This window comes from Pseudomonas sp. TH31, assembly GCF_016650815.1.
GTDB lineage: Bacteria > Pseudomonadota > Gammaproteobacteria > Pseudomonadales > Pseudomonadaceae > Aquipseudomonas.
In genome coordinates this window covers 598,508-618,385 of record NZ_JAEKEZ010000006.1, presented here as the reverse complement: position 1 = coordinate 618,385, position 19,878 = coordinate 598,508, and the positions used below count along the sequence as shown (strand labels likewise).

The 19,878-nt window shown below is 60.3% G+C and carries 14 protein-coding genes and 3 pseudogenes; 6 read left to right on the top strand and 11 right to left on the bottom strand.

The window, feature by feature from the left end; translation table 11 throughout:
* The first annotated feature begins 128 nt into the window (after positions 1-128).
* Both JFV26_RS05965 and oadA read left to right on the top strand, forming a co-directional pair.
* Entirely contained in the window at positions 129-1,544 is a 1,416-nt protein-coding gene (locus JFV26_RS05965; protein WP_201190618.1) for an acetyl-CoA carboxylase biotin carboxylase subunit, read from the top strand.
* Positions 1,545-1,555: 11 nt separating this feature from the next.
* Positions 1,556-3,364 carry a sodium-extruding oxaloacetate decarboxylase subunit alpha gene (gene oadA / locus JFV26_RS05960; RefSeq protein ID WP_201190616.1) on the top strand — a complete coding sequence of 603 codons (1,809 nt, stop codon included), beginning with the start codon at positions 1,556-1,558 and terminating at the stop codon, positions 3,362-3,364.
* A 106-nt stretch (positions 3,365-3,470) separates the two neighbouring features.
* On the opposite strand, the gene JFV26_RS05955 is transcribed toward oadA, so the two are convergent.
* A complete protein-coding gene (locus tag JFV26_RS05955; RefSeq protein ID WP_201190609.1) occupies positions 3,471-4,307 on the bottom strand; it encodes an amino acid ABC transporter permease in 837 nt (278 codons plus the stop codon).
* Positions 4,304-5,125: a transporter substrate-binding domain-containing protein gene (locus JFV26_RS05950; protein ID WP_201190608.1), complete on the bottom strand. Its 822-nt coding sequence runs from the start codon at positions 5,123-5,125 to the stop codon at positions 4,304-4,306. The genes JFV26_RS05955 and JFV26_RS05950 overlap by 4 nt, the downstream gene beginning before the upstream one ends.
* 111 nt (positions 5,126-5,236) lie before the next feature.
* Between JFV26_RS05950 and JFV26_RS05945 the strand changes: the two genes are divergently transcribed.
* A complete protein-coding gene (locus JFV26_RS05945; protein WP_201190606.1) occupies positions 5,237-6,136 on the top strand; it encodes a homocysteine S-methyltransferase family protein in 900 nt (299 codons plus the stop codon).
* Between the two features lie 99 nt (positions 6,137-6,235).
* Here JFV26_RS05945 and JFV26_RS05940 read toward each other — a convergent pair whose 3' ends face one another.
* The 3 genes and pseudogenes from JFV26_RS05940 to JFV26_RS05930 all read right to left on the bottom strand — a co-directional run bounded on the left by JFV26_RS05940 (position 6,236) and on the right by JFV26_RS05930 (position 8,004).
* Positions 6,236-6,907, bottom strand: coding sequence for a GNAT family N-acetyltransferase (locus tag JFV26_RS05940; protein ID WP_201190604.1), 672 nt, complete (start codon positions 6,905-6,907; stop codon positions 6,236-6,238).
* 18 nt (positions 6,908-6,925) lie between these two features.
* Positions 6,926-7,372 (bottom strand): GNAT family N-acetyltransferase, encoded by a 447-nt coding sequence (locus tag JFV26_RS05935; RefSeq protein WP_201190602.1) that lies wholly within the window; start codon positions 7,370-7,372, stop codon positions 6,926-6,928.
* 9 nt (positions 7,373-7,381) lie between these two features.
* Positions 7,382-8,004, bottom strand: a pseudogene (locus tag JFV26_RS05930) (FMN-binding negative transcriptional regulator).
* Positions 8,005-8,106: 102 nt separating this feature from the next.
* Here JFV26_RS05930 and pdxR point away from each other — a divergent pair.
* A pseudogene (gene pdxR, locus JFV26_RS05925) lies at positions 8,107-9,656 on the top strand (MocR-like pyridoxine biosynthesis transcription factor PdxR).
* 255 nt (positions 9,657-9,911) lie between these two features.
* Here pdxR and JFV26_RS05920 read toward each other — a convergent pair.
* From JFV26_RS05920 to aspA, 6 genes and pseudogenes are all read right to left on the bottom strand, one after another.
* Complete coding sequence (locus JFV26_RS05920; RefSeq protein ID WP_201190601.1) at positions 9,912-11,012, bottom strand: polyamine ABC transporter substrate-binding protein; 1,101 nt, start codon at positions 11,010-11,012, stop codon at positions 9,912-9,914.
* A 12-nt stretch (positions 11,013-11,024) separates the two neighbouring features.
* Positions 11,025-11,970, bottom strand: a pseudogene (locus JFV26_RS05915) (histone deacetylase family protein).
* A gap of 348 nt (positions 11,971-12,318) precedes the next feature.
* Entirely contained in the window at positions 12,319-13,311 is a 993-nt protein-coding gene (locus tag JFV26_RS05910; RefSeq protein ID WP_201190599.1) for an AraC family transcriptional regulator, read from the bottom strand.
* Between the two features lie 154 nt (positions 13,312-13,465).
* Positions 13,466-14,470 carry an asparaginase gene (locus JFV26_RS05905; RefSeq protein ID WP_201190598.1) on the bottom strand — a complete coding sequence of 335 codons (1,005 nt, stop codon included), beginning with the start codon at positions 14,468-14,470 and terminating at the stop codon, positions 13,466-13,468.
* Positions 14,471-14,612: 142 nt separating this feature from the next.
* Complete coding sequence (locus tag JFV26_RS05900) at positions 14,613-16,064, bottom strand: alanine/glycine:cation symporter family protein (protein WP_201190596.1); 1,452 nt, start codon at positions 16,062-16,064, stop codon at positions 14,613-14,615.
* A 505-nt stretch (positions 16,065-16,569) separates the two neighbouring features.
* A complete protein-coding gene (aspA, locus tag JFV26_RS05895; protein ID WP_201190594.1) occupies positions 16,570-17,994 on the bottom strand; it encodes an aspartate ammonia-lyase in 1,425 nt (474 codons plus the stop codon).
* A gap of 180 nt (positions 17,995-18,174) precedes the next feature.
* Here aspA and JFV26_RS05890 point away from each other — a divergent pair, with 180 nt between their 5' ends.
* On the top strand, positions 18,175-19,083 hold the full coding sequence (locus tag JFV26_RS05890; RefSeq protein ID WP_201190592.1) for a LysR substrate-binding domain-containing protein: 909 nt from the start codon (positions 18,175-18,177) through the stop codon (positions 19,081-19,083).
* A 303-nt stretch (positions 19,084-19,386) separates the two neighbouring features.
* The gene (gene purE / locus JFV26_RS05885) at positions 19,387-19,878 is read left to right on the top strand and encodes a 5-(carboxyamino)imidazole ribonucleotide mutase (RefSeq protein ID WP_019694319.1); all 492 of its coding nucleotides are present in this window, start codon (positions 19,387-19,389) and stop codon (positions 19,876-19,878) included.

Here is a 19,878-nt window from a genome sequence, read left to right as displayed (position 1 = left end):
AATTATTAATCATTTTTGTTAATCCCTCATGGGGGCTAGTGTGGGGCTGCGACTAAATTGAAACATTTAGTCACGCGTCGACCTGGTCTAGCAGGTCGTGGGTACCACCGGCTCAAGGGAACCTCCAAGTGATAACAAAGATCCTGATCGCCAACCGTGGTGAGATTGCCGTACGCATCGTGCGTGCCTGCGCCGAGATGGGCATTCGCTCGGTCGCGATCTATTCCGACGCCGACCGCCATGCCTTGCATGTCAAGCGTGCGGATGAGGCCCACAGCATTGGTGCCGAGCCACTGGCCGGTTATCTGAATGCGCGAAAATTGGTGAACCTGGCGGTGGAAACCGGTTGTGATGCGTTGCATCCCGGCTACGGATTTCTCTCGGAAAACGCTGAACTGGCAGATATCTGCGCAGAGCGCGGCATCAAGTTTATTGGTCCATCGGCTGAAGTCATTCGCCGCATGGGCGACAAGACAGAAGCACGTCGCAGCATGATCAAGGCCGGTGTGCCGGTCACGCCGGGCACCGAAGGCAACGTCGCGGACATCGCCGAAGCCTTGGTCGAAGGCGACCGTATCGGTTATCCGGTCATGCTCAAGGCCACCTCCGGTGGTGGTGGTCGTGGTATCCGTCGCTGCGACAGCCGCGAAGATCTCGAACAAGCTTTTCCACGGGTTATTTCCGAAGCAACCAAGGCCTTTGGTTCGGCGGAAGTGTTCCTGGAAAAATGCATCGTCAATCCGAAGCACATCGAAGCGCAGATCCTCGGCGACAGCTTTGGCAACGTCGTGCATCTGTTCGAGCGTGATTGCTCGATCCAGCGCCGTAACCAGAAGCTGATCGAGATTGCCCCGAGCCCGCAACTGACCCCGGAGCAGCGCGCCTACATCGGCGACCTGTCGGTGCGTGCGGCCAAGGCTGTGGGTTACGAGAACGCCGGTACCGTGGAGTTCCTGCTCGCCGAGGGTGAGGTGTACTTCATGGAGATGAACACCCAGGTGCAGGTGGAACACACCATCACCGAAGAAATCACCGGTATCGACATTGTGCGTGAGCAGATCCGCATCGCGTCCGGCCTGCCGCTTTCGGTGAAACAGGAAGACATCCAGCACCGTGGTTTCGCGCTGCAATTCCGGATCAACGCCGAAGACCCGAAAAACAACTTCCTGCCGAGCTTCGGCAAGATCACCCGTTACTACGCACCCGGTGGCCCCGGCGTGCGGACCGACACGGCGATCTACACCGGCTACACCATTCCGCCGTTCTACGACTCCATGTGCCTGAAACTGGTGGTGTGGGCGTTGACCTGGGAAGAGGCGATGGACCGTGGCTTGCGCGCCCTCGACGACATGCGTCTGCAAGGGGTCAAGACCACCGCCGCGTACTACCAGGAAATCCTGCGCAACCCGGAATTCCGTAGCGGCCAGTTCAACACCAGCTTCGTTGAAAGCCACCCTGAACTGACCAACTACTCGATCAAGCGCAAACCCGAAGAGCTGGCCCTGGCCATCGCTGCCGCCATCGCCGCCCACGCAGGCCTGTGAGGAATAGAACAATGAGTAAAAAAATCTTCGTAACCGACACCATCCTGCGCGACGCCCACCAATCGCTGCTCGCCACCCGCATGCGCACCGAAGACATGCTGCCGATCTGCGACAAGCTCGACAAAGTCGGCTACTGGTCGCTGGAGTGCTGGGGCGGCGCGACCTTCGACGCCTGCGTACGCTTCCTTAAAGAAGACCCGTGGGAGCGCCTGCGCCAACTGCGCGCGGCGTTGCCTAACACGCGCTTGCAAATGCTCCTGCGTGGCCAGAACCTGCTGGGTTACCGCCATTACAGCGACGACGTGGTCAAAGCCTTCGTCGCTAAAGCAGCGGTCAACGGCATCGACGTGTTCCGCATTTTCGACGCGATGAACGACGTGCGTAACCTGCGCGTGGCCATCGAAGCGGTGAAAGCCGCCGGCAAACATGCCCAGGGCACCATCGCTTACACCACCAGCCCGGTGCACACCATTGGGGCGTTCGTGGCGCAAGCCAAGCAAATGGAGGCCATGGGTTGCGACTCGGTGGCGATCAAGGACATGGCCGGCCTGCTGACCCCTTACGCCACTGGCGAACTGGTCAAGGCACTGAAAAGCGAGCAATCGTTGCCGGTGTTCATCCACTCCCACGATACTGCGGGTCTGGCCGCGATGTGCCAACTCAAGGCCATCGAAAACGGTGCCGATCACATCGACACCGCGATCTCCAGCTTCGCCTGGGGCACCAGCCACCCGGGCACCGAATCGATGGTCGCCGCCCTTAAAGGCAGCGAGTTCGACACCGGTTTGAACCTGGAACTGCTGCAAGAGATCGGCTTGTACTTCTACGCCGTACGCAAGAAGTACCACCAGTTCGAAAGTGAGTTCACCGCTGTCGATACCCGTGTTCAAGTCAACCAGGTGCCGGGCGGGATGATTTCCAACCTCGCAAACCAGTTGAAAGAGCAGGGCGCGCTGAACCGCATGAGCGAAGTGCTGGCGGAAATCCCGCGGGTTCGTGAAGACCTCGGCTTCCCGCCGCTGGTGACCCCGACCTCGCAGATTGTCGGCACCCAGGCGTTCTTCAATGTGCTGGCCGGCGAGCGCTATAAAACCATCACCAACGAAGTGAAACTTTACCTGCAAGGCGGCTACGGCAAAGCGCCGGGCACGGTGAACGAGAAACTGCGTCGCCAGGCCATCGGCAGCGAAGAGGTGATCGACGTTCGTCCGGCCGACCTGCTCAAGCCGGAAATGACCAAGCTGCGTGCCGAAATCGGTGCTGTCGCCAAGTCTGAAGAAGACGTGCTGACCTACGCCATGTTCCCGGACATCGGTCGCAAGTTTCTCGAAGAACGCAACGCCGGCACCTTGACCCCGGAAGTACTGTTGCCGATTCCTGAAACCGGCAGCGTGGCCTCGGTCGGCGGCGAAGGCGTACCGACCGAGTTCGTCATCGACGTCCACGGCGAAACCTACCGCGTCGACATCACCGGTGTCGGCGTCAAGGCTGAAGGCAAGCGTCACTTCTACCTGACCATCGACGGCATGCCGGAAGAAGTGGTGTTCGAACCGCTTAACGAATTCGTCAGCGGCGGCAGCAGTAAGCGCAAGCAAGCCACGGCACCGGGTCACGTCAGCACCACCATGCCGGGCAACATCGTCGATGTGCTCGTTAAGGAAGGCGACACCGTGAAAGCCGGGCAAGCCGTGCTGATCACCGAAGCAATGAAGATGGAAACCGAAGTCCAGGCGGCCATCGCCGGCAAGGTCATCGCCATCCACGTGGCCAAGGGCGACCGGGTAAATCCGGGCGAAATCCTGATTGAGATCGAAGGCTGAGATAACGGCCTCGATACAGCGCTTTAAACCTCGGGGGGCATGTGCTCCCCTTTTTTGCGTGTTTTTAGCCGAGTCACTGTTACCAAGTCACCACGAATAAAGGGGGTTATCGGTTATGCAAATACGCCTTCCCGTAGTGCCGCTCCATCCTTGCCTGAACCAGCTCCAATCCAATCGACATCACCCAATAAATCACCGCTGCGGTCGTTAGCATCTCGATGTAGCGATAGCTCGACCGCCCATACGACTGCGCCAGAAACATCACTTCCCAAACCCCCATCACCGAGATCAGCGACGAGTCCTTGAGCATGGAGATGAATTGGTTGGTGGTCGGCGGGATGATGGTGCGCATGGCTTGGGGCAGGGTGACGCGCCAGAAGATCACGGTTTCGCGCATGCCCAGCGCCAGTGACGCTTCCCGTTGGCCGTGGGGGACGCCGAGGATGCCGGCGCGGAAGATTTCGCTCAGGTAGGCGCCGTAGTTCAGCGACAGGGCGATGACCCCGGCCGCGATGGCGCCCGGCACGACGCCCAGCTGCGGCAGGCCGAGGTAGATCAACAGGATCTGGATCAGCAGCGGCGTGCCGCGAAAGAACGAGGCATAGAAACTCGCAACCCCGAACGCCACGGCGCTTTTCGACAGCCGCGCCAGGGCGGTGATGAACCCCAGCAGTGACGAGGCGACGATCGAGCACAGGCACAGAAACAACGTCAGCGCCGCGCCTTGCAGAAAGCCGTTGGGCGCCAGGTGCAGGCCGACGAGGTTCGGAAGTTTGTCGAGGATGATCGAGAACTTCAGGTCGAAGCTCAGGAAGAAACTGGCGAACAAGCCGAGCATCGCCGCCCAGGTCAGGTACAGACGCGTGCGGAAACCGAAGAGCCGTTGCAGCCGCGACTCAGCCACCGGTTGCGGTGGCTGGGGAGGTGTCGGGAAAGAAGTCATTGGCTGATATCGGCGCCGATCCATTTTTGCGAGAGCTTGCTCAGCGTGCCGTCCTGTTTCAGCTGGGCGAAGACTGCCCGCACTTTGTCGTCCCACTGCGCGTCGCCCTTTTCGATAGCCACCGAGTTTGGCTCCGAGTAGAGCGGGTCGCCGGCCAGTTTGAAGCGCTGGTCTTCGTTCAGGCGCGGTTGCGCGGTCACCAGGTTGGTGAGGATCGCGTCCAGTCGAACACCGGCACCCAGGCCCAGGTCCTGGAAGGCGACATTGTCGGTGTCATACGGGGCGATCTGCACGTCCTCGAACGGGTACTGCAATTTCGTGTCTTCGGCGCCTTCGATCACCAGGTTTTTGTTCAGGTAGCTTTCGTAGCTGGAAGCGCTGGTGAGTCCGACTTTCTTGCCGCTCAGGTCCTTGGCGTTGTGAATGCGATCATCCTTGGCGTTGACCACGATCACCGCCGGCGAAGCGTAGTACTCCACCGGGAAGTCGAAGACTTCGGCGCGGGCCTTGCTCGGGGTCATGGAGCAGATGCAAATGTCGTAGCGACCGCTCCAGCGACCGGCGGCAATCACGTCCCAGGACGGCGTTTCGAGGCGCAGTTTCACCCCGAGTTTCTCAGCCACGGCTTTCGCCACATCGACGTCGAAACCGTCGAGCTGGTTCTGGTCATTGAGGAACGAGAATGGTGGATAACTCTCCATCAACACGCCCACCAGTTCTTTCTTTTGCTCGACGCGATCGAGCGTGGCGCCGCCGAAGGCTTGGGTGGAGGCAGCCAGAATCGTCAGGCCCAGGGCCAGTAGCGGTTGGAATTTCACAGTCGATCCCTGATAAAAAATGGTTGTTATTAACCGAATGGTGCGTATTAAATAGTTATAAGAACTACTCTGGTAGTGAGTTATTTTCATAAGCATATGAGTGAAAAGCATATGAGCGCAGCAAGCACAGTGATTTTGGATGGCGGCATGGGCCGAGAGCTGCAGCGCGCAGGTGCGCCGTTCCGCCAGCCCGAATGGTCGGCACTGGCCTTGAGCGAAGCACCGCAAGCGGTAGAGGCGGTGCACGCGGCTTACATCGAGAGCGGTGCGAACGTCATCACCAGCAACAGCTACGCGGTGGTGCCGTTCCATATTGGCGAAGAGCGTTTTGCCGCTGAAGGTCAGGCTCTCGCGGCATTGGCCGGTGAGTTGGCGCGGCGTGCAGTCGAGGCGGCTGGCAAACCGGTACGCGTGGCCGGGTCATTGCCGCCGCTTTTTGGTTCTTACCGTCCTGACTTGTTCAACGCTGATCGTGTCACTGAATTGCTGACGCCACTGGTGAAGGGACTCGCGCCGCACGTTGACTTGTGGCTGGCGGAAACCCAGAGCTCAATCGTCGAGGCGCGGGCGATCCACGCCGGTCTGCCAAAGGACGGCAAGCCGTTCTGGCTGTCGTTTACCTTGAAGGATGAAGACACCGACGAGGTGCCGCGTTTGCGTTCCGGTGAGCCGGTGGCCGAGGCGGCGGCAGTGGCGGCTGAGCTGGGCGTCGAGACGTTGCTGTTCAACTGCAGCCAGCCGGAAGTGATCGGCGCGGCGATAGATGTGGCGCGGCAAACGTTCGAGCGCTTGGGGGTGAATATTCATATCGGCGCGTACGCCAATGCCTTCCCGCCGCAACCGAAAGAGGCGACGGCCAACGACGGGCTCGACCCGTTGCGCGAGGATCTGGACCCACCGGGTTATCTACACTGGGCCGCCGATTGGCAGAAGCGTGGGGCCAGTCATTTGGGCGGGTGCTGCGGGATTGGGCCGGAGCATATTGCGGTGCTTGCCCAGAAACTGGCTTAAAAGAAAGATCAAAAGATCGCAGCCTTCGGCAGCTCCTACGGGTGTACACATCACTCTGTAGGAGCTGCCGAAGGCTGCGATCTTTTGCTTTTGCTGCTTTTAGGTGCGGCACTCCGCCAAGGTTTTCACCTGCCCGGATTCCGTCTGGTTTTCATCCGAAAGCCACCGCTCAAACCCAGCCCCAACCACCGGCCATTCCGAATCCAGAATCGAGTACCACGCGGTATCGCGGTTCTGTCCCTTCACGACCATGTGCTGGCGGAACACGCCTTCAAAGCTGAAGCCCAAACGCTCGGCCGCATACTTGGAGCGGGCGTTGCCGTTGTTGCACTTCCACTCCAGACGCCGGTACCCCATGGCGAACGATTCTTTGGCCAGCAGGTAAACCGCCTCGGTACTTTTCGGCGAACGCTGCATCGGTGCGCCGAACGTCACGTGGCCGATTTCGATCCGACCCTGGGCCGGAACAATCGACATCAGGCTGAGCATGCCTTGCACCTCACCGCTGGTACGGTCGATCACCGCGAAGAAATACGGGTCGCTGTTGGCTGCATGGTTGTTCAGCCAATCATTGAAAACACTGCGCTCCGGGAAAGGACCGTAAGGCAAGTAATCCCAGAGTTTTGGATCAGCGCCGGGGCCTTGCAGGGCTTTGAACAAGCCATCTGCGTGGCGCGCCGGGTCGAGTTTTTCCAGGCGAATGAAGCGCCCTTCGATCAGTTGCGCCGAGGGGGCCGGGACGCCTTTCCAGTCCGCGAGTGAAGTTGTCATTGTTGTTCTCCTTGAACCTTAAAGGGCTTTGCGAAACTGGATGAGGCCGGGGCGCTCGGCGATGCGCTCGTAGAGCTGGATCGCGGTGGCGTTGGTTTCGTGGGTCAACCAGTGAACCTTGCAGCAACCGTCCGCCTTGGCGGTGGCGTAGACGAATTCGATCAACTGCCGACCGACGCCGGTGCCTCGGGTTTCGGGGACGACCAGCAAGTCTTGCAGGTAGCAGGAATTTTCGATGCTCCAGTTCGAGCGATGGTAGATGAAATTCACCATCCCCACGGCTTTGCCATCGGCCCAGGCCAGGGCCGAGTGGGTGGTTTCGCTTGGGTCCAGCATGCGCTGCCAGGTGCTTTGGCTGACGGCCTCGGGCAATTCGCTGTTGTAGAAGCTCAAGTAGGCCTGCCACAACGGCCACCACGCGGCGTGGTCGTCGGCGCTGACCTGGCGAATCTGGATCTGACTCATGTTCATTCCTTAACGCATCAAATGGGCGAGGGCCTGGTCCTGCATGTCGGGGCTGGCAGCCAACCCTTCGCGCACACCGGCGATGTCGGCGGCATTGCGGTTCTGGCTCAGTTTGCGTTTGCCTTCCAGACGCTGGATCGGCAAGGCGAAACCGACGATCGCCTTGAGCATGCCGTCGATGTAGTCGGCGGGAGCGTCGTTGACTTTCCATGGCTTGGCGCGGCTCGCTTCGTGGCGGTCAGTCAGGGCACTCACCAGATTGCGCAGGCGATGGGCATCACTGAACACTTCAGCCTTGCCGTAAGCGTGCACCGCTACGTAGTTCCAGGTCGGCACGACTTTGCCGTGCTCGGCTTTGCTCGGGTAAAACCCGGGCTGACGTAAGCGTCGGCACCGGCAAAGATTACCAGCGCCTCGGCACCGTTTTGCAGTTCCTGCCATTGTGGATTGGCCTTGGCCAGGTGCCCGTAAAGGGTGCCATTGGGGCCTTGCTCGGCGTCCAGCAGCAGCGGGATATGACTGGCTTGCAGGCCTTGTTCGCCATGGGTCACCAGCACGGCGAGGCGGGTGGCGAGTATCTGCTGATGCAGTTCATGCAAATCGTCGATGGCAAAAGCGCTTGGCGTGTACATGGAAATTTCCCTTGGCGAATGTCTGCATCCTAGGCAGGCTATTGGTCTGTTGTAAGAGCCATTACTGACAAATTTCATAGGTCCATTCTTCAGGTGCAGGCGATGACCAGCGAACCACTGTCCTTGTCCTTCAACCCGGCCGGCATCGAACTCGATCGCCGCCAGGGGTTGAGTCGTCAGCTCTATCAGGCTTTGCGGGTTCGGGTGCTCGACGGGCGACTGGCCAGCGGCACACGGTTGCCGGCCAGTCGTGATCTCGCGGCTGCGTTATCGATTTCCCGTAATAGTGTGGTCCGCGCCTACGATCAGCTCTATGCCGAAGGGTTTATCGAAGGGCGGGTGGGTGATGGGACTTATGTCGCGCAATTGCCTCAAGCCGCGTTACCGGCAAAAAAACTATCCACAAAACTATCCACAGGGTTTTCAACAGGGTTATCCACAGCCTTATCCACAAATTGGCTGGATTTACCTGTGATTTCATCCAGTAAAGTTATCCACAATGGTGCGCTGGAGCGGGTTGAAAAGAACCATTTGGCCATGCCGCCGAGTGGCCCTCCCAAGGCTTTTCGGGTGGGGGTACCGGCATTCGATCTGTTTCCGTTCGAGGTGTGGGCCAAGCTGAATGCGGCTTTCTGGCGCAAACCGGATTTACAGCAGCTGTGCTACGGCGACCCGGCGGGCGATGCGCGTTTGCGCGGGATGGTTGCCGCGTACCTGCGCAGTTCCGGGGCATGCAGTGCACGGCTGAGCAAATTGTGATCACCAGTGGCGCACAGCAAGGAATTAGCCTTTGTGCACAGCTGCTGGTAGAGCCGGGCGACGGCGTGGCAATCGAGAATCCGGGGTATCGAGCGGCTGGTCACGCCTTTGCCGTGGCCGGCGGCCGATTGCACGGTGTGTCGGTGGACAGCGAAGGCATCAACTGCTCGGAACTGGCGGGGTTGAGTGATTGCCGACTGACCTATGTCACTCCATCCCATCAATACCCGACCGGAGTGATCATGAGCCTGGCGCGGCGCCTGGAATTATTGGCATGGGCCGAACGCACCAACGGCTGGATCGTAGAAGACGACTACGACGGTGAGTACCGCTACAGCGGCGCTCCGCTGGCGCCATTGGCAGCGCTGGATCGCCAGGGGCGCGTGTTGTACGTCGGCACGTTCGGCAAAGTGGCGTTCCCGGCGTTGCGTTTGGGCTATCTGGTGTTGCCGCCAGGGCTGGTGGATGCGTTCTCTCAAAGGCGTGCCGTGGATGTGCGGCACTCGGAGGTCAGCACTCAAGCGGTGATGGCCGAGTTCATGGCGGGCGGGCATTTTCAGCGACATATCCGGCGCATGCGCCGGGCAGCCTTGAGTCGCCGCAATACACTGATGGCCGGTTGGCCGACGGATATTCCCGGTGTGGGCAGCCTGCCCAGTGTGGCGGCCGGACTGCATTTGACGGTCCCGGTCGAGAACGTGGCGCGCGAACAGCAACTCATCGAAAAAGCCGCCAGCGTCGAAGTTGAAATCAACGGGTTGAGCAGCTACTGGCTACCGGATTCAACCAGGCCGCCGGATCAGCGCGCCGGGCTGGTTCTGGGATTCGCCGCCGTGCCAGAGGCTGACATCGAATCGGCGCTGAGGCGCTTGCGTTCCGCCTGGTTCAATTAGTACCACTGGGATGAAACACACCTGGTGTAGCGGCTGGCGAAGCCTGCGTTCGGTTCGGGCCGCGTTCGGACGCAGCCGTCGTCAAACCTGAGCGCGCGATCTTCCTGAAGCACCGCGTGCCCTGATTTCACGACGGCTGCGTCCGAACGCGGCCCGAACCGAACGCAGGCTGCGCCAGCTGCTACAGATAGCGTTTTCGCTTAGCTGACCGGCATTAAGCAGCAGGCCGGGTCTTCAGCGCAGCGAGGTTGGCTATCAGGTACCGGACTTGATCTTGGTCCAGGCCCGGGTCCGCGCACGTTCGGCATCACGCGGCAGCGGTTGCAGGGTGTAGAGCGTGCTCATCGCCGACTCGGTCGGATACAGGTTCGGGTTGTTGCGGATCGCCGGATCGACCAGATCCGTGGCGTCTTTGTTCGGGTTCGGGTAGCCGACGAAGTCGCTGACCGGGGCGATCACCTTCGGTTGCAGCAGGTAGTTGATGAAGCTGTAGGCATCGTCCGGGTTCTTCGCGCCTTTGGGGATCGCCAGCATGTCGAACCAGATCGGCGCTCCTTCCTTGGGCAGGCGCATGTCCACCACCACACCGTTCTTGGCTTCCTTGGCGCGGTTGGCGGCCTGGGAGAAGCTGCCGGAATACCCCACCGCCACGCAGATGTCACCGTTGGCGATGTCGGCCATGTACTTGGACGAGTGGAAGTAAGTGATGTACGGACGGATCTTCATCAACAGTGCTTCAGCCTTGTCGTAGTCCGCCGGATTCTTGCTGTTCGGGTCCAGGCCGAGGTGTTGCAGGGCCAGCGGCAGGATCTCCGACGGCGAGTCGAGCAGGGCAACGCCGCACTGCTTGAGCTTGCTGATGTTTTCTTCCTTGAAGATCAGGTCCCAGCTGTCGACCGGCGCGTTGGCACCCAGCGCAGCCTTGACCTTGTCCGGGTTGAAGCCGATCAGGATGGTGCCGTACATGTACGGCACGGCGAATTTGTTGCCGGGGTCATTGGCCTCGATCAGCTTCATCAGCTTGGGATCGAGGTGGTTCCAGTTCGCCAGCTTGCTGCGGTCCAGCGGCTGGAACACGCCGGCTTCGATCTGCTTGGCGAGGAACACGTTGGACGGCACCACCACGTCGTAGCCGGAGTTGCCGGTCAGCAGCTTGGCCTCGAGCGCTTCGTTGGTGTCGAAGATGTCGTAGACCAGTTTGGTCTGGGTGTTCTGGGCCTTGAAGTCTTCCAGGGCTTTTGGGGTGATGTAGTCGAACCAGTTGTAGACGCGCAACGTTCGATCTTCTGCGTGAACGGCACCACTGAGCACCGTGGCGCAAAGCGCTGGTGCGATAAAACGCTTGAGTCTGTTCATTGTCCTAATTCCTCATTGGGCGCTTTCAAAACCTTCGAGAACGTTCACGGCATTGATGCCGATTTCTTCTACTGCGTAACCGCCTTCCATCACGAACAGCGTCGGCTTGCCGAGCTTCGCGATGCGCTCGCCCATCGCCAGGTAATCCGGGCTGTCGAGCTTGAACTGGGAGATGGGATCGTCTTTGAAGGTATCGACGCCCAGGGACACGACGACAATGTCGGCGCCGTACTTCTCGATCTCTTTGCAGGCCTGGTCCAGCGCGGCACTCCAGGTGTCCCATCCGTGCCGGCGGGCAGCGGGTAGTTGAAGTTGAAGCCTTCGCCCGGCCTTCACCGAGCTCGTCTTCGTAGCCGAGGAAGAACGGGAATTCGGCTTCCGGGTGGCCGTGGATCGAGGTGAACAGCACGTCGCTGCGTGGGTAGAAAATCGATTGGGTGCCGTTGCCGTGGTGGTAGTCGACATCGAGGATCGCGACTTTTTTATGGCCCTGGTCGAGGAATGCCTGGGCGGCGATGGCGGCGTTATTGAGGTAGCAATAACCGCCCATCAAGTCGCTGGCGGCGTGGTGTCCCGGTGGCCGGCACAACGCGAAGGCACTGCGGGCGCCGCGCTGGATCACCGCTTGGGCGGTCAATGCGACTTGCGCTGCGCTGTAGGCCGCTTGCCAGGTGCCGGCAGTGATCGGCGCGCCGCCGTCGAAGCTGTAATAACCGAGTTGGCCGTGCAGGCTGGTCGGCATGATCCGCCGCAAGGTGCGGGCCGGCCAGGTGTAGGGCAGCAAGTCGCCGTCGGTGCCGAATTCGGTCCAGCGTGCCCAGGCACCTTTGAAGAATTCGAGGTAGTCGCGATCGTGAACGCGCTGGATCGGCCCGAGGCCAAAATCCTGTGGTACTTCCACCGGGCCCAGGTTGCGGTACTGCACGCGTTGCAGCACGTGGTCGGCACGCGAAGGCATTTCGAAGCAGGGCATCAATTGCCCGTCCATCAATTCACAACGGCCGTGGTGCAGGTGGTGATCGTCCGAGTAGATCGTCAGCATTTCTTGTTCTCCGCAGGCTGATTCGGTTGAACACAGTCTTGCGGGGCGCAGCGTTTGGGAGAACGGCAGGAAAGGCCAAAAGGGGATCTATATGGCCAAAAGGTTTGACCGAAATTCGCCCCTTATTGGCGCGATGGTGCCCCTGCTTGGAGCGCCTCCTCTTTGTAGGAGCAAAGCTTGCTCGCGATGGCATCACCGCGTTTTTGTAGATACACCGCGGTGCCTCCATCGCGAGCAAGCTGTGCTCCTACAGAGGAAGCGTATTCAAGGCCGGAATTGGCTGGGAGCCACGCCACTCCAGCGTACAAACGCATGCCGGAAGCTCGCGGTTTCGCTGAACCCCAGCGCTTCGGCAATCCGGTAGATCGGCAGTTGATCCTCGCAGAGCATGCGTTTGGCCTGCTCAAACCGCAGCTCATCGAGCAGTTCCTGATAGCTGCAGCCCAGATCCTTGAGATGCCGACGCAACGTGCGCGCCGAGCAGTTCAGCTGTTGTGCCAAACCCTCCAGGCCCGGCGCCGCGTTCAACTGTGCGGCAAGCAATTGGCGAATCCGCCCCAACCAGGCTTGGCGCCCGGTGAACTCGGTGTTCTGCTTGCGGCAGCGTTCGGCCATGGCCTGGTGGGTGATGGCGTCCGCCAGCGGCAGGGGCTGTTCCAGCCAGGCTTTATCGAAGGCAAAGGCGTTGGACGTCGCATCGAACTGCAACGGACAGTCGAAACGTTCGGCATAACGTGCCTGATAGATGGGTGCGAGGTATTCGAAGCGGGCGCCAAGCAGTGGCAACGGATGGCCGAGCAGGTCCTCGCAGATGACTTTCATCGAGACCAGGCAAAACTCGACATTGAACGGTGCCAGTGCAGGGTTTTCCCGATAGTCGCCAGCGGTGAGCCAGATGCGTTCGTGATCTTCTTCCAGGCTCAGCTCGAACAGTGTTCCCAATAACGCCGGATAGCGCAGCGCCAGGCGCAAGGCGTCACCTAAAGTGGCGCTGGTGAGTAAGGCGTACCCGAGCATGCCGTAGGACGACACATGCATTCGCCGGCCCAATTCCAGGCCAATGTCGTGGCGCAAAGCGACGGCATTGGCGCAGACCAGCATCTCCTGGTTGGTGGTAATCCGCGTGTCCGCCCGGCTCAGGTCCGCCGCGCTGATGCCGCTTCCCGCCAGCAACGCTTCGCTGGACAGGCCTTCGGCCTTGAAGGTGTTGAGTACCAGGGAGACAGCGTTGAGGGTGGTGAGGTGGGAGTGGAGCATGGGCGGCTTCCAGCCATTGGATGCTGGAATGGAGCAAGTTATATGCCGAGCGATGAACCTGTGTAGGAGCTGCCGAAGGCTGCGATCTTTTGATCTTGCTTATTAAGATCAAAAGATCGCAGCCTTCGGCAGCTCCTACAGGGTTTATGGAGTGTCAGGCTAGTTCACCGCAGAGGTCGAGTTCGATAAGGCGCCGCACTTCAGCGTTATCCAGGCCCGCGCCCAGCAGTGCATTGAGCTTGCCGAACGCTGCCTCGCGAGTCATGCCGCGACCCGACAGAACACCAACCCCACGCAAGCGGCTCCCCGCCTCGTACACGTCCAGCTCAACGCCACCTTCGTGGCACTGCGTCACCGCGACCACCACAACACCGTTGTCCCGCGCCCGTGCCAGAGCGGCGAGAAACTCAGGGTTATCGCTCGGCCCGGTACCGCTGCCATAGCACTCCAGCACCAGGCCCTGAATGCCGCTATCAAGCAGGCCGCCCAGTACGTCGGCGCTGATGCCGGGGAACAGCGGCAGCACAGCAACTTTCGCCAGTTGCTTGGGCTGGTTGTACGTCAAAGGTGTCGGTATTGAAGTGGCCTTCACACCACCGCCCTGACGCTCAAGCCGCTTGAACGGATGACGACCAAAACTGCGCACCTTCGCGCAACGGGTCGGGTCCAGCAGTTCGCCGTGGAAGTACAGATGAACGCCCGGCGCCAGGCCATGGCCCAGAGCAACCAGCGCACCGCTGAGGTTTTCCCAGGCATCGCTGTCGGTCACGCCGGCCGGCAGCATCGAACCGGTAAAGCAAACCTGGGCATGCAGGCCGAGCAATTGAAAGCTCATGGCCGCCGCGCTGTAGGCGAGGGTATCGGTGCCGTGCAGGATCAACACGCTGTCGCAGCCCTGCACATCCACGGCATCGACCACGGCTTCACGCAGCTGCTGCCAGTAGGTCGGGGTCATGTTGGCGCTGTCGATCAGCGGGCTCATCTCGCGAAAGCGCCACTGCGGCACCACGAGTTCAGGCTGGCTGTGCAGGTAGTCGCGCATCCGCGCTTCGAAACCGGACGCCGGAGCCAGGCCGTTGGCGCTGGCTTGCATACCGATGGTACCGCCGGTGTAGAGCACCATGACGTGCTGGGCGGCAGGATAGGTCGAGGAATTCATGGAGGTTCTCCGAAACGATGACATTCCTAATGTGGGAGCGGGCTTGCTCGCGAAGAGGTCGTAACATCCAACATCATCGTTGACTGATACACCGCTTTCGCGAGCAAGCCCGCTCCCACATGGGATACCGCACTTTAACCGATCAGCGTTGCGCTGCGGTCACGCCTTGCGGCTCAGCTTCGGCCTTGGTGGCAGCAGCTGGCGGGTTGGCGGGCCAGGCTTTCAGGTCCAGGTCCAGATCCGGGAACTTGCTCGAATCGAACACTGGGGTCTTGATGCCGGCAGCACGCTGGTCATCGTAGTCACGCAGGATGCGCATGCCGATCTTGAACAACAGGAACAGCGCGATCAGGTTCACGAACGCCAGCATCGTCATGGTGATGTCGGCGAAGGCGAACACCGTACCGAGGTTTTCAATGGCACCCCAGAAGATCAACACCAGTACCAGTGCGCGGTAGCCGATCAGCGCTGCGCGGTTTTCACCGATCAGGAAGCGCAGGTTGCTCTCGCCCAGGTAGTAGTTGTAGAGGATCGAGGTGAACACGAACAACGACAGGGCCACGGAGATGAAACTGCGGCCCCAGTCACCGACCACGGCGGCCAGGGAGTTCTGGGTCAGGGCAATGCCGTCGCCTTCGAAGCCCAGGGTGTAGAAGCCCGAGAGCAGGATCAGCAACGCGGTGCAGGTGCAGATCACGAAGGTGTCGAGGAACACGCTGAACGCCTGAACCACGCCCTGGGCAACCGGGTGCTCGACCGACGCGACGGCTGCCACGTTAGGCGCACTGCCCAGGCCCGCTTCGTTGGCGAACACGCCACGCTTCACGCCCATGACGATGGCGCTGCCGATCAGGCCGCCGAACGCCTGGTCAAGACCGAAGGCGCTTTTGACGATGGTCATCAGCATCGCTGGAACGTGATCGAATTGCAGCACGATCACGTAGACGGTCACGCCGATGTACACCAGGGTTTTCACCGGTACCAGCAGGTCGGCAACCTTGGCGATCCGCTTGATACCACCGATGAACACCAGGCCCAGCAACACTGCCAATGCCGCCCCGGTGTACGTCGGGTCGAGTTGGAATGCGTTCTGCAGCGAGTGGGTCACGGCGTGGGATTGCAGGCCGTTGAAGGCGAAGCCGAAGGTGATCAGCAGCAGGAACGCCATGATCATCCCCAACCAGCGTTTCTGCAGGCCATGCTGGATGTAATAGGACGGGCCGCCACGGTAGGTGCCGTCGGAATCGCAGCGCTTGTAGAGCTGGCCGAGGGAGCATTCGAAGAAGCTGCTGGACATGCCGACCAGCGCGGTCACCCACATCCAGAACACTGCACCTGGCCCACCGAGGGTCACGGCGATGCCGACACCTGCGATGTTGCCTGCACCGACGCGGCCAGCAAGGCTGAGCATCAAGGCCTGGAACGAGCTGAGTTGACCGGCGCTGCTTTTGAGGCTGTCGCGGAACACCGCGAACATATGGAAGAAGTGGCGCAATTGAACGAAACGCGAGCGGATCGTGAAGTAGCTACCGAGCCCGACAATGAGCACGATCAGTACTTTCCCTGAGAGGAAGTCGTTGATGACTTCGAGCATGGATTATTCCTCGCTGTTTTTTGTTTAAGCAAATGCTGGAAGGGCAGACACATCGCGTTACACCGGTTTGCGCTGGGCATAACAGGTAAGGCGAAGGTTCGTCCCGATTCCATATCGCGGGTTGTTATTAGGTCGGGTTTCGCATGTGTTTAGGCCTCGTTACCGACGACCGCTCACGCGAAGAGGGGCGGCACTATACCTATCAGTGCGGTGCCCGTCTGCACGATTGTGGTGCAAGCGACGAAACGAGGTGCTGCAAGATCAAAAGATCGCAGCCTTCGGCAGCTCCTACAGGTGTACGTCAAACGATGTAGGAGCTGCCGAAGGCTGCGATCTTGGCGGAATCAAAAACACGCAACATGTTGGGTAAAATCCGCAAAAGAGTTAAAAAAAAGGGCTTGGAGATAAATCCCCAAGCCCTCAAAAGGTGAGAGGTGTCTAGTCCCTCGACCTGGTGAGCATGGCTCCATGCTCTTCGTTAAGAGAGCAAGAGCCGGGCGTTCGATCAAGCCTTGAGCGGGACCAGACGCGGAGCGATCATGTTTTCCGGGCGCAGGATGTCGGCGAGCATTTCGTCGTCGAGCAAGCCTTCTTCGCGCACCAGTTCCAGCACGCCGCGGCCGCTTTCAAGGGCGATACGGGCGATGCGGGTGGCGTTTTCATAGCCGATGTACGGGTTCAGTGCGGTGACCAGGCCGATCGAGTGCTCGACCAGTTCGCGGCAGCGCTCTTCGTTGGCGGTGATGCCGACGATGCAGTGCTCGCGCAGCATGTCCATGGCGCGTTGCAGCAGACGGATCGAGTCGAAGATCTTGAAAGCGATCAGCGGCTCCATCACGTTCAGTTGCAGCTGGCCGCCTTCGGCCGCGATGGTCAGGGCCAGGTCGTTACCGATGATCTGGAACGCCACCTGGTTAACCGCTTCCGGGATAACCGGGTTGACCTTGCCGGGCATGATCGAGCTGCCTGGCTGACGCGCCGGCAGGTTGATTTCATTGATGCCGGTGCGTGGGCCGCTGGACAGCAGGCGCAGGTCGTTGCAGATCTTCGACAGCTTGACCGCAGTGCGCTTGAGCATGCCGGAGAACAGCACGAAGGCGCCCATGTCGGAGGTGGCTTCGATCAGGTCGGCGGCTGGCACCAGCGGTTGACCGCTGATCAGGGCCAGGCGCTGAACGGCCAGGTGCTGGTAACGCGGGTCGGCGTTGATGCCGGTACCGATCGCGGTGCCGCCCAGGTTTACTTCGGTCAGCAGCTCAGGCGCCAAAGTCTTCAGGCGTGCCAGGTCTTCGCTCAACGTGGTGGCGAAGGCGCGGAATTCCTGGCCGAGGGTCATCGGAACGGCGTCTTGCAGCTGGGTACGGCCCATTTTCAGGACGTGGTTGAACTCTACACCCTTGGCGGCGAACGACTGGATCAGGCTGTCGAGGCTGGCCAGCAGCGCGTCATGACCCAACAACAGGCCCAGACGGATCGCCGTCGGGTAGGCGTCGTTGGTCGACTGCGCCATATTCACGTCGTTGTTCGGGTGCAGGTATTGGTATTCGCCCTTCTGGTGACCCATGGCCTCCAGTGCGATGTTGGCGATGACTTCGTTGGCATTCATGTTGGTCGAAGTGCCAGCGCCGCCTTGAATCATGTCCACTACGAACTCTTCGTGGAAATCGCCGCGGATCAAACGTGCACAGGCTTCGCTGATGGCAGCGTGCTTGGCATCGCTCAGATGACCCAGCTCGCGGTTGGCGTCAGCGGCGGCTTGTTTAACCATGGCCAGCCCGACAACCAGCTTCGGGTAATGCGAAATCGGGACGCCGGAGAGACGGAAGTTGTTCACCGCTCGCAGGGTCTGGATGCCGTAATACGCTTGAGCGGGTACTTCGAGTACGCCAAGCAGGTCTTTTTCTGTGCGCAAAGATGCAGCGGAGGACATGATAGAAATCATCTCGATAGGGACCCGGTCTGTGCCGGAACGCTGCAAATGCTAGGCTTGTGAAGAATTTTGGGCCAATGCTGTTAAGCACTAGCCTATGCACATTCGGCATAATACCCATGTGACGTCGTGTGTGCGGCGAGCGTGTGACCTAAATTGGTGCGTGTCCGGGAGGACGTGATGAATCTGGAAAGCAAATGGCTGGAGGACTTTAGTGCCCTGGCCGCGACCCGCAGCTTCTCCCAGGCTGCCGAACGACGCTTCGTGACCCAGCCTGCATTTAGCCGGCGAATCCGCAGCCTTGAGGCTGCGTTAGGGCTGCAACTGGTCAACCGTTCGCGCACGCCAGTCGAGCTGACGGCGGCGGGGCAATTGTTTCTGGTTACCGCGCGGACAGTGGTCGAGCAGCTCGGCGAAGTGCTGCGCCATCTCCATCACCTGGAAGGCGGGCAGGGTGAAGTGATGCAGGTGGCGGCGGCTCACTCACTGGCGCTGGGTTTCTTTCCGCGCTGGATCGCGCAGTTGCGTAATGAAGGCCTGAACATTGCCACGCGCCTGGTGGCGACCAACGTCGGCGACGCCGTGCACGCGCTTCGTGAGGGTGGCTGCGACCTCATGCTGGCGTTCTACGACCCGGATGCGGCGATGCAGATGGACCCGGAAATCTTCCCGTCCCTGCACCTTGGCCAGACTGAAATGCTGCCGGTGTGTGCGGCGGACGCCGAAGGCAACCCGCTGTTCGATCTGGAAGGCGAGGCCAGCGTACCGTTGCTGGCGTATAGCGCCGGCGCGTTTCTCGGGCGCTCGGTGAACATGTTGCTGCGCCAGCGCGCCCTGCGCTTTACCACTATCTATGAGACCGCCATGGCCGACAGCCTGAAAAGCATGGCACTGGAAGGCCTGGGCATTGCCTGGGTGCCACAACTGAGCGTGCGCGCAGAACTGGCGCGGGGTGAACTGGTGGTGTGCGGCGGCCCGCAATGGCATGTGCCGCTGGAGATTCGCCTGTATCGCTGTGCGCTGGTGCGCAAGGCGAATGTGCGGTTGTTGTGGCGCAAGCTGGAAGGTGGTGCTGCGCAGAGTTCATAAATTGGGCTGTATCCACGGACGCCAAGATCGCAGCCTTCGGCAGCGCCTACCCCGATCTCTGTAGGAGCTGCCGAAGGCTGCGATCTTTTGATCTTTCAGGCTGACCTTCGAGTCAATAAAACCGGCACTTTGCGCCGTATGACAGATGGTCGTTTCGGGGGCTGTTTATCTGCTTCATTGAGGTATACTGCGCGGCCTTCGGCCGGTTCGTCCGGCCATTTTTCGTACAATCAAGCCACGCATTTCTGCGTGGCTTGTTGTTTTTGACGCGCCTGCGGGCGCCCAGAGAGAAGAGGCACGACGATGAGTGCACTGGTTGGCGTGATCATGGGCTCCAAGTCCGATTGGTCCACCCTTAGCCACACCGCCGATATGCTGGAAAAGCTCGGCATTCCTTACGAGGTGAAAGTGGTCTCTGCCCACCGCACCCCGGACCTGCTGTTCCAGTACGCCGAAGAGGCCGAGGCGCGTGGCATCGAGGTGATCATCGCCGGTGCCGGTGGCGCAGCCCACCTGCCAGGCATGTGTGCGGCCAAGACCCACCTGCCGGTGCTGGGCGTGCCGGTGCAGTCATCGATGCTCTCGGGCGTCGATTCGCTGCTGTCCATCGTGCAGATGCCTGCGGGCATTCCGGTTGCCACCCTGGCCATCGGCAAGGCCGGCGCGATCAACGCTGCTTTGTTGTCGGCGAGCATCCTCGGCGCCAAGCACCCGCAGTTCCACGCGGTGCTGAAAACTTTCCGTGCTGAGCAGACAGACAGCGTCCTGGACAATCCAGACCCACGCATCGCCTGA

Excerpts from the sequence above, each read along its gene's own strand:
- oadA (WP_201190616.1), top strand. The coding sequence starts at position 1,556 with ATGAGTAAAAAAATCTTCGTAACCGACACCATCCTGCGCGACGCCCAC.
- JFV26_RS05955 (WP_201190609.1), bottom strand. The coding sequence starts at position 4,307 with ATGACTTCTTTCCCGACACCTCCCCAGCCACCGCAACCGGTGGCTGAG.
- JFV26_RS05945 (WP_201190606.1), top strand. The coding sequence starts at position 5,237 with ATGAGCGCAGCAAGCACAGTGATTTTGGATGGCGGCATGGGCCGAGAG.
- JFV26_RS05940 (WP_201190604.1), bottom strand. The coding sequence starts at position 6,907 with ATGACAACTTCACTCGCGGACTGGAAAGGCGTCCCGGCCCCCTCGGCG.
- JFV26_RS05935 (WP_201190602.1), bottom strand. The coding sequence starts at position 7,372 with ATGAGTCAGATCCAGATTCGCCAGGTCAGCGCCGACGACCACGCCGCG.
- JFV26_RS05920 (WP_201190601.1), bottom strand. The coding sequence starts at position 11,012 with ATGAACAGACTCAAGCGTTTTATCGCACCAGCGCTTTGCGCCACGGTG.
- JFV26_RS05910 (WP_201190599.1), bottom strand. The coding sequence starts at position 13,311 with ATGCTCCACTCCCACCTCACCACCCTCAACGCTGTCTCCCTGGTACTC.
- JFV26_RS05905 (WP_201190598.1), bottom strand. The coding sequence starts at position 14,470 with ATGAATTCCTCGACCTATCCTGCCGCCCAGCACGTCATGGTGCTCTAC.
- JFV26_RS05900 (WP_201190596.1), bottom strand. The coding sequence starts at position 16,064 with ATGCTCGAAGTCATCAACGACTTCCTCTCAGGGAAAGTACTGATCGTG.
- aspA (WP_201190594.1), bottom strand. The coding sequence starts at position 17,994 with ATGTCCTCCGCTGCATCTTTGCGCACAGAAAAAGACCTGCTTGGCGTA.
- JFV26_RS05890 (WP_201190592.1), top strand. The coding sequence starts at position 18,175 with ATGAATCTGGAAAGCAAATGGCTGGAGGACTTTAGTGCCCTGGCCGCG.
- purE (WP_019694319.1), top strand. The coding sequence starts at position 19,387 with ATGAGTGCACTGGTTGGCGTGATCATGGGCTCCAAGTCCGATTGGTCC.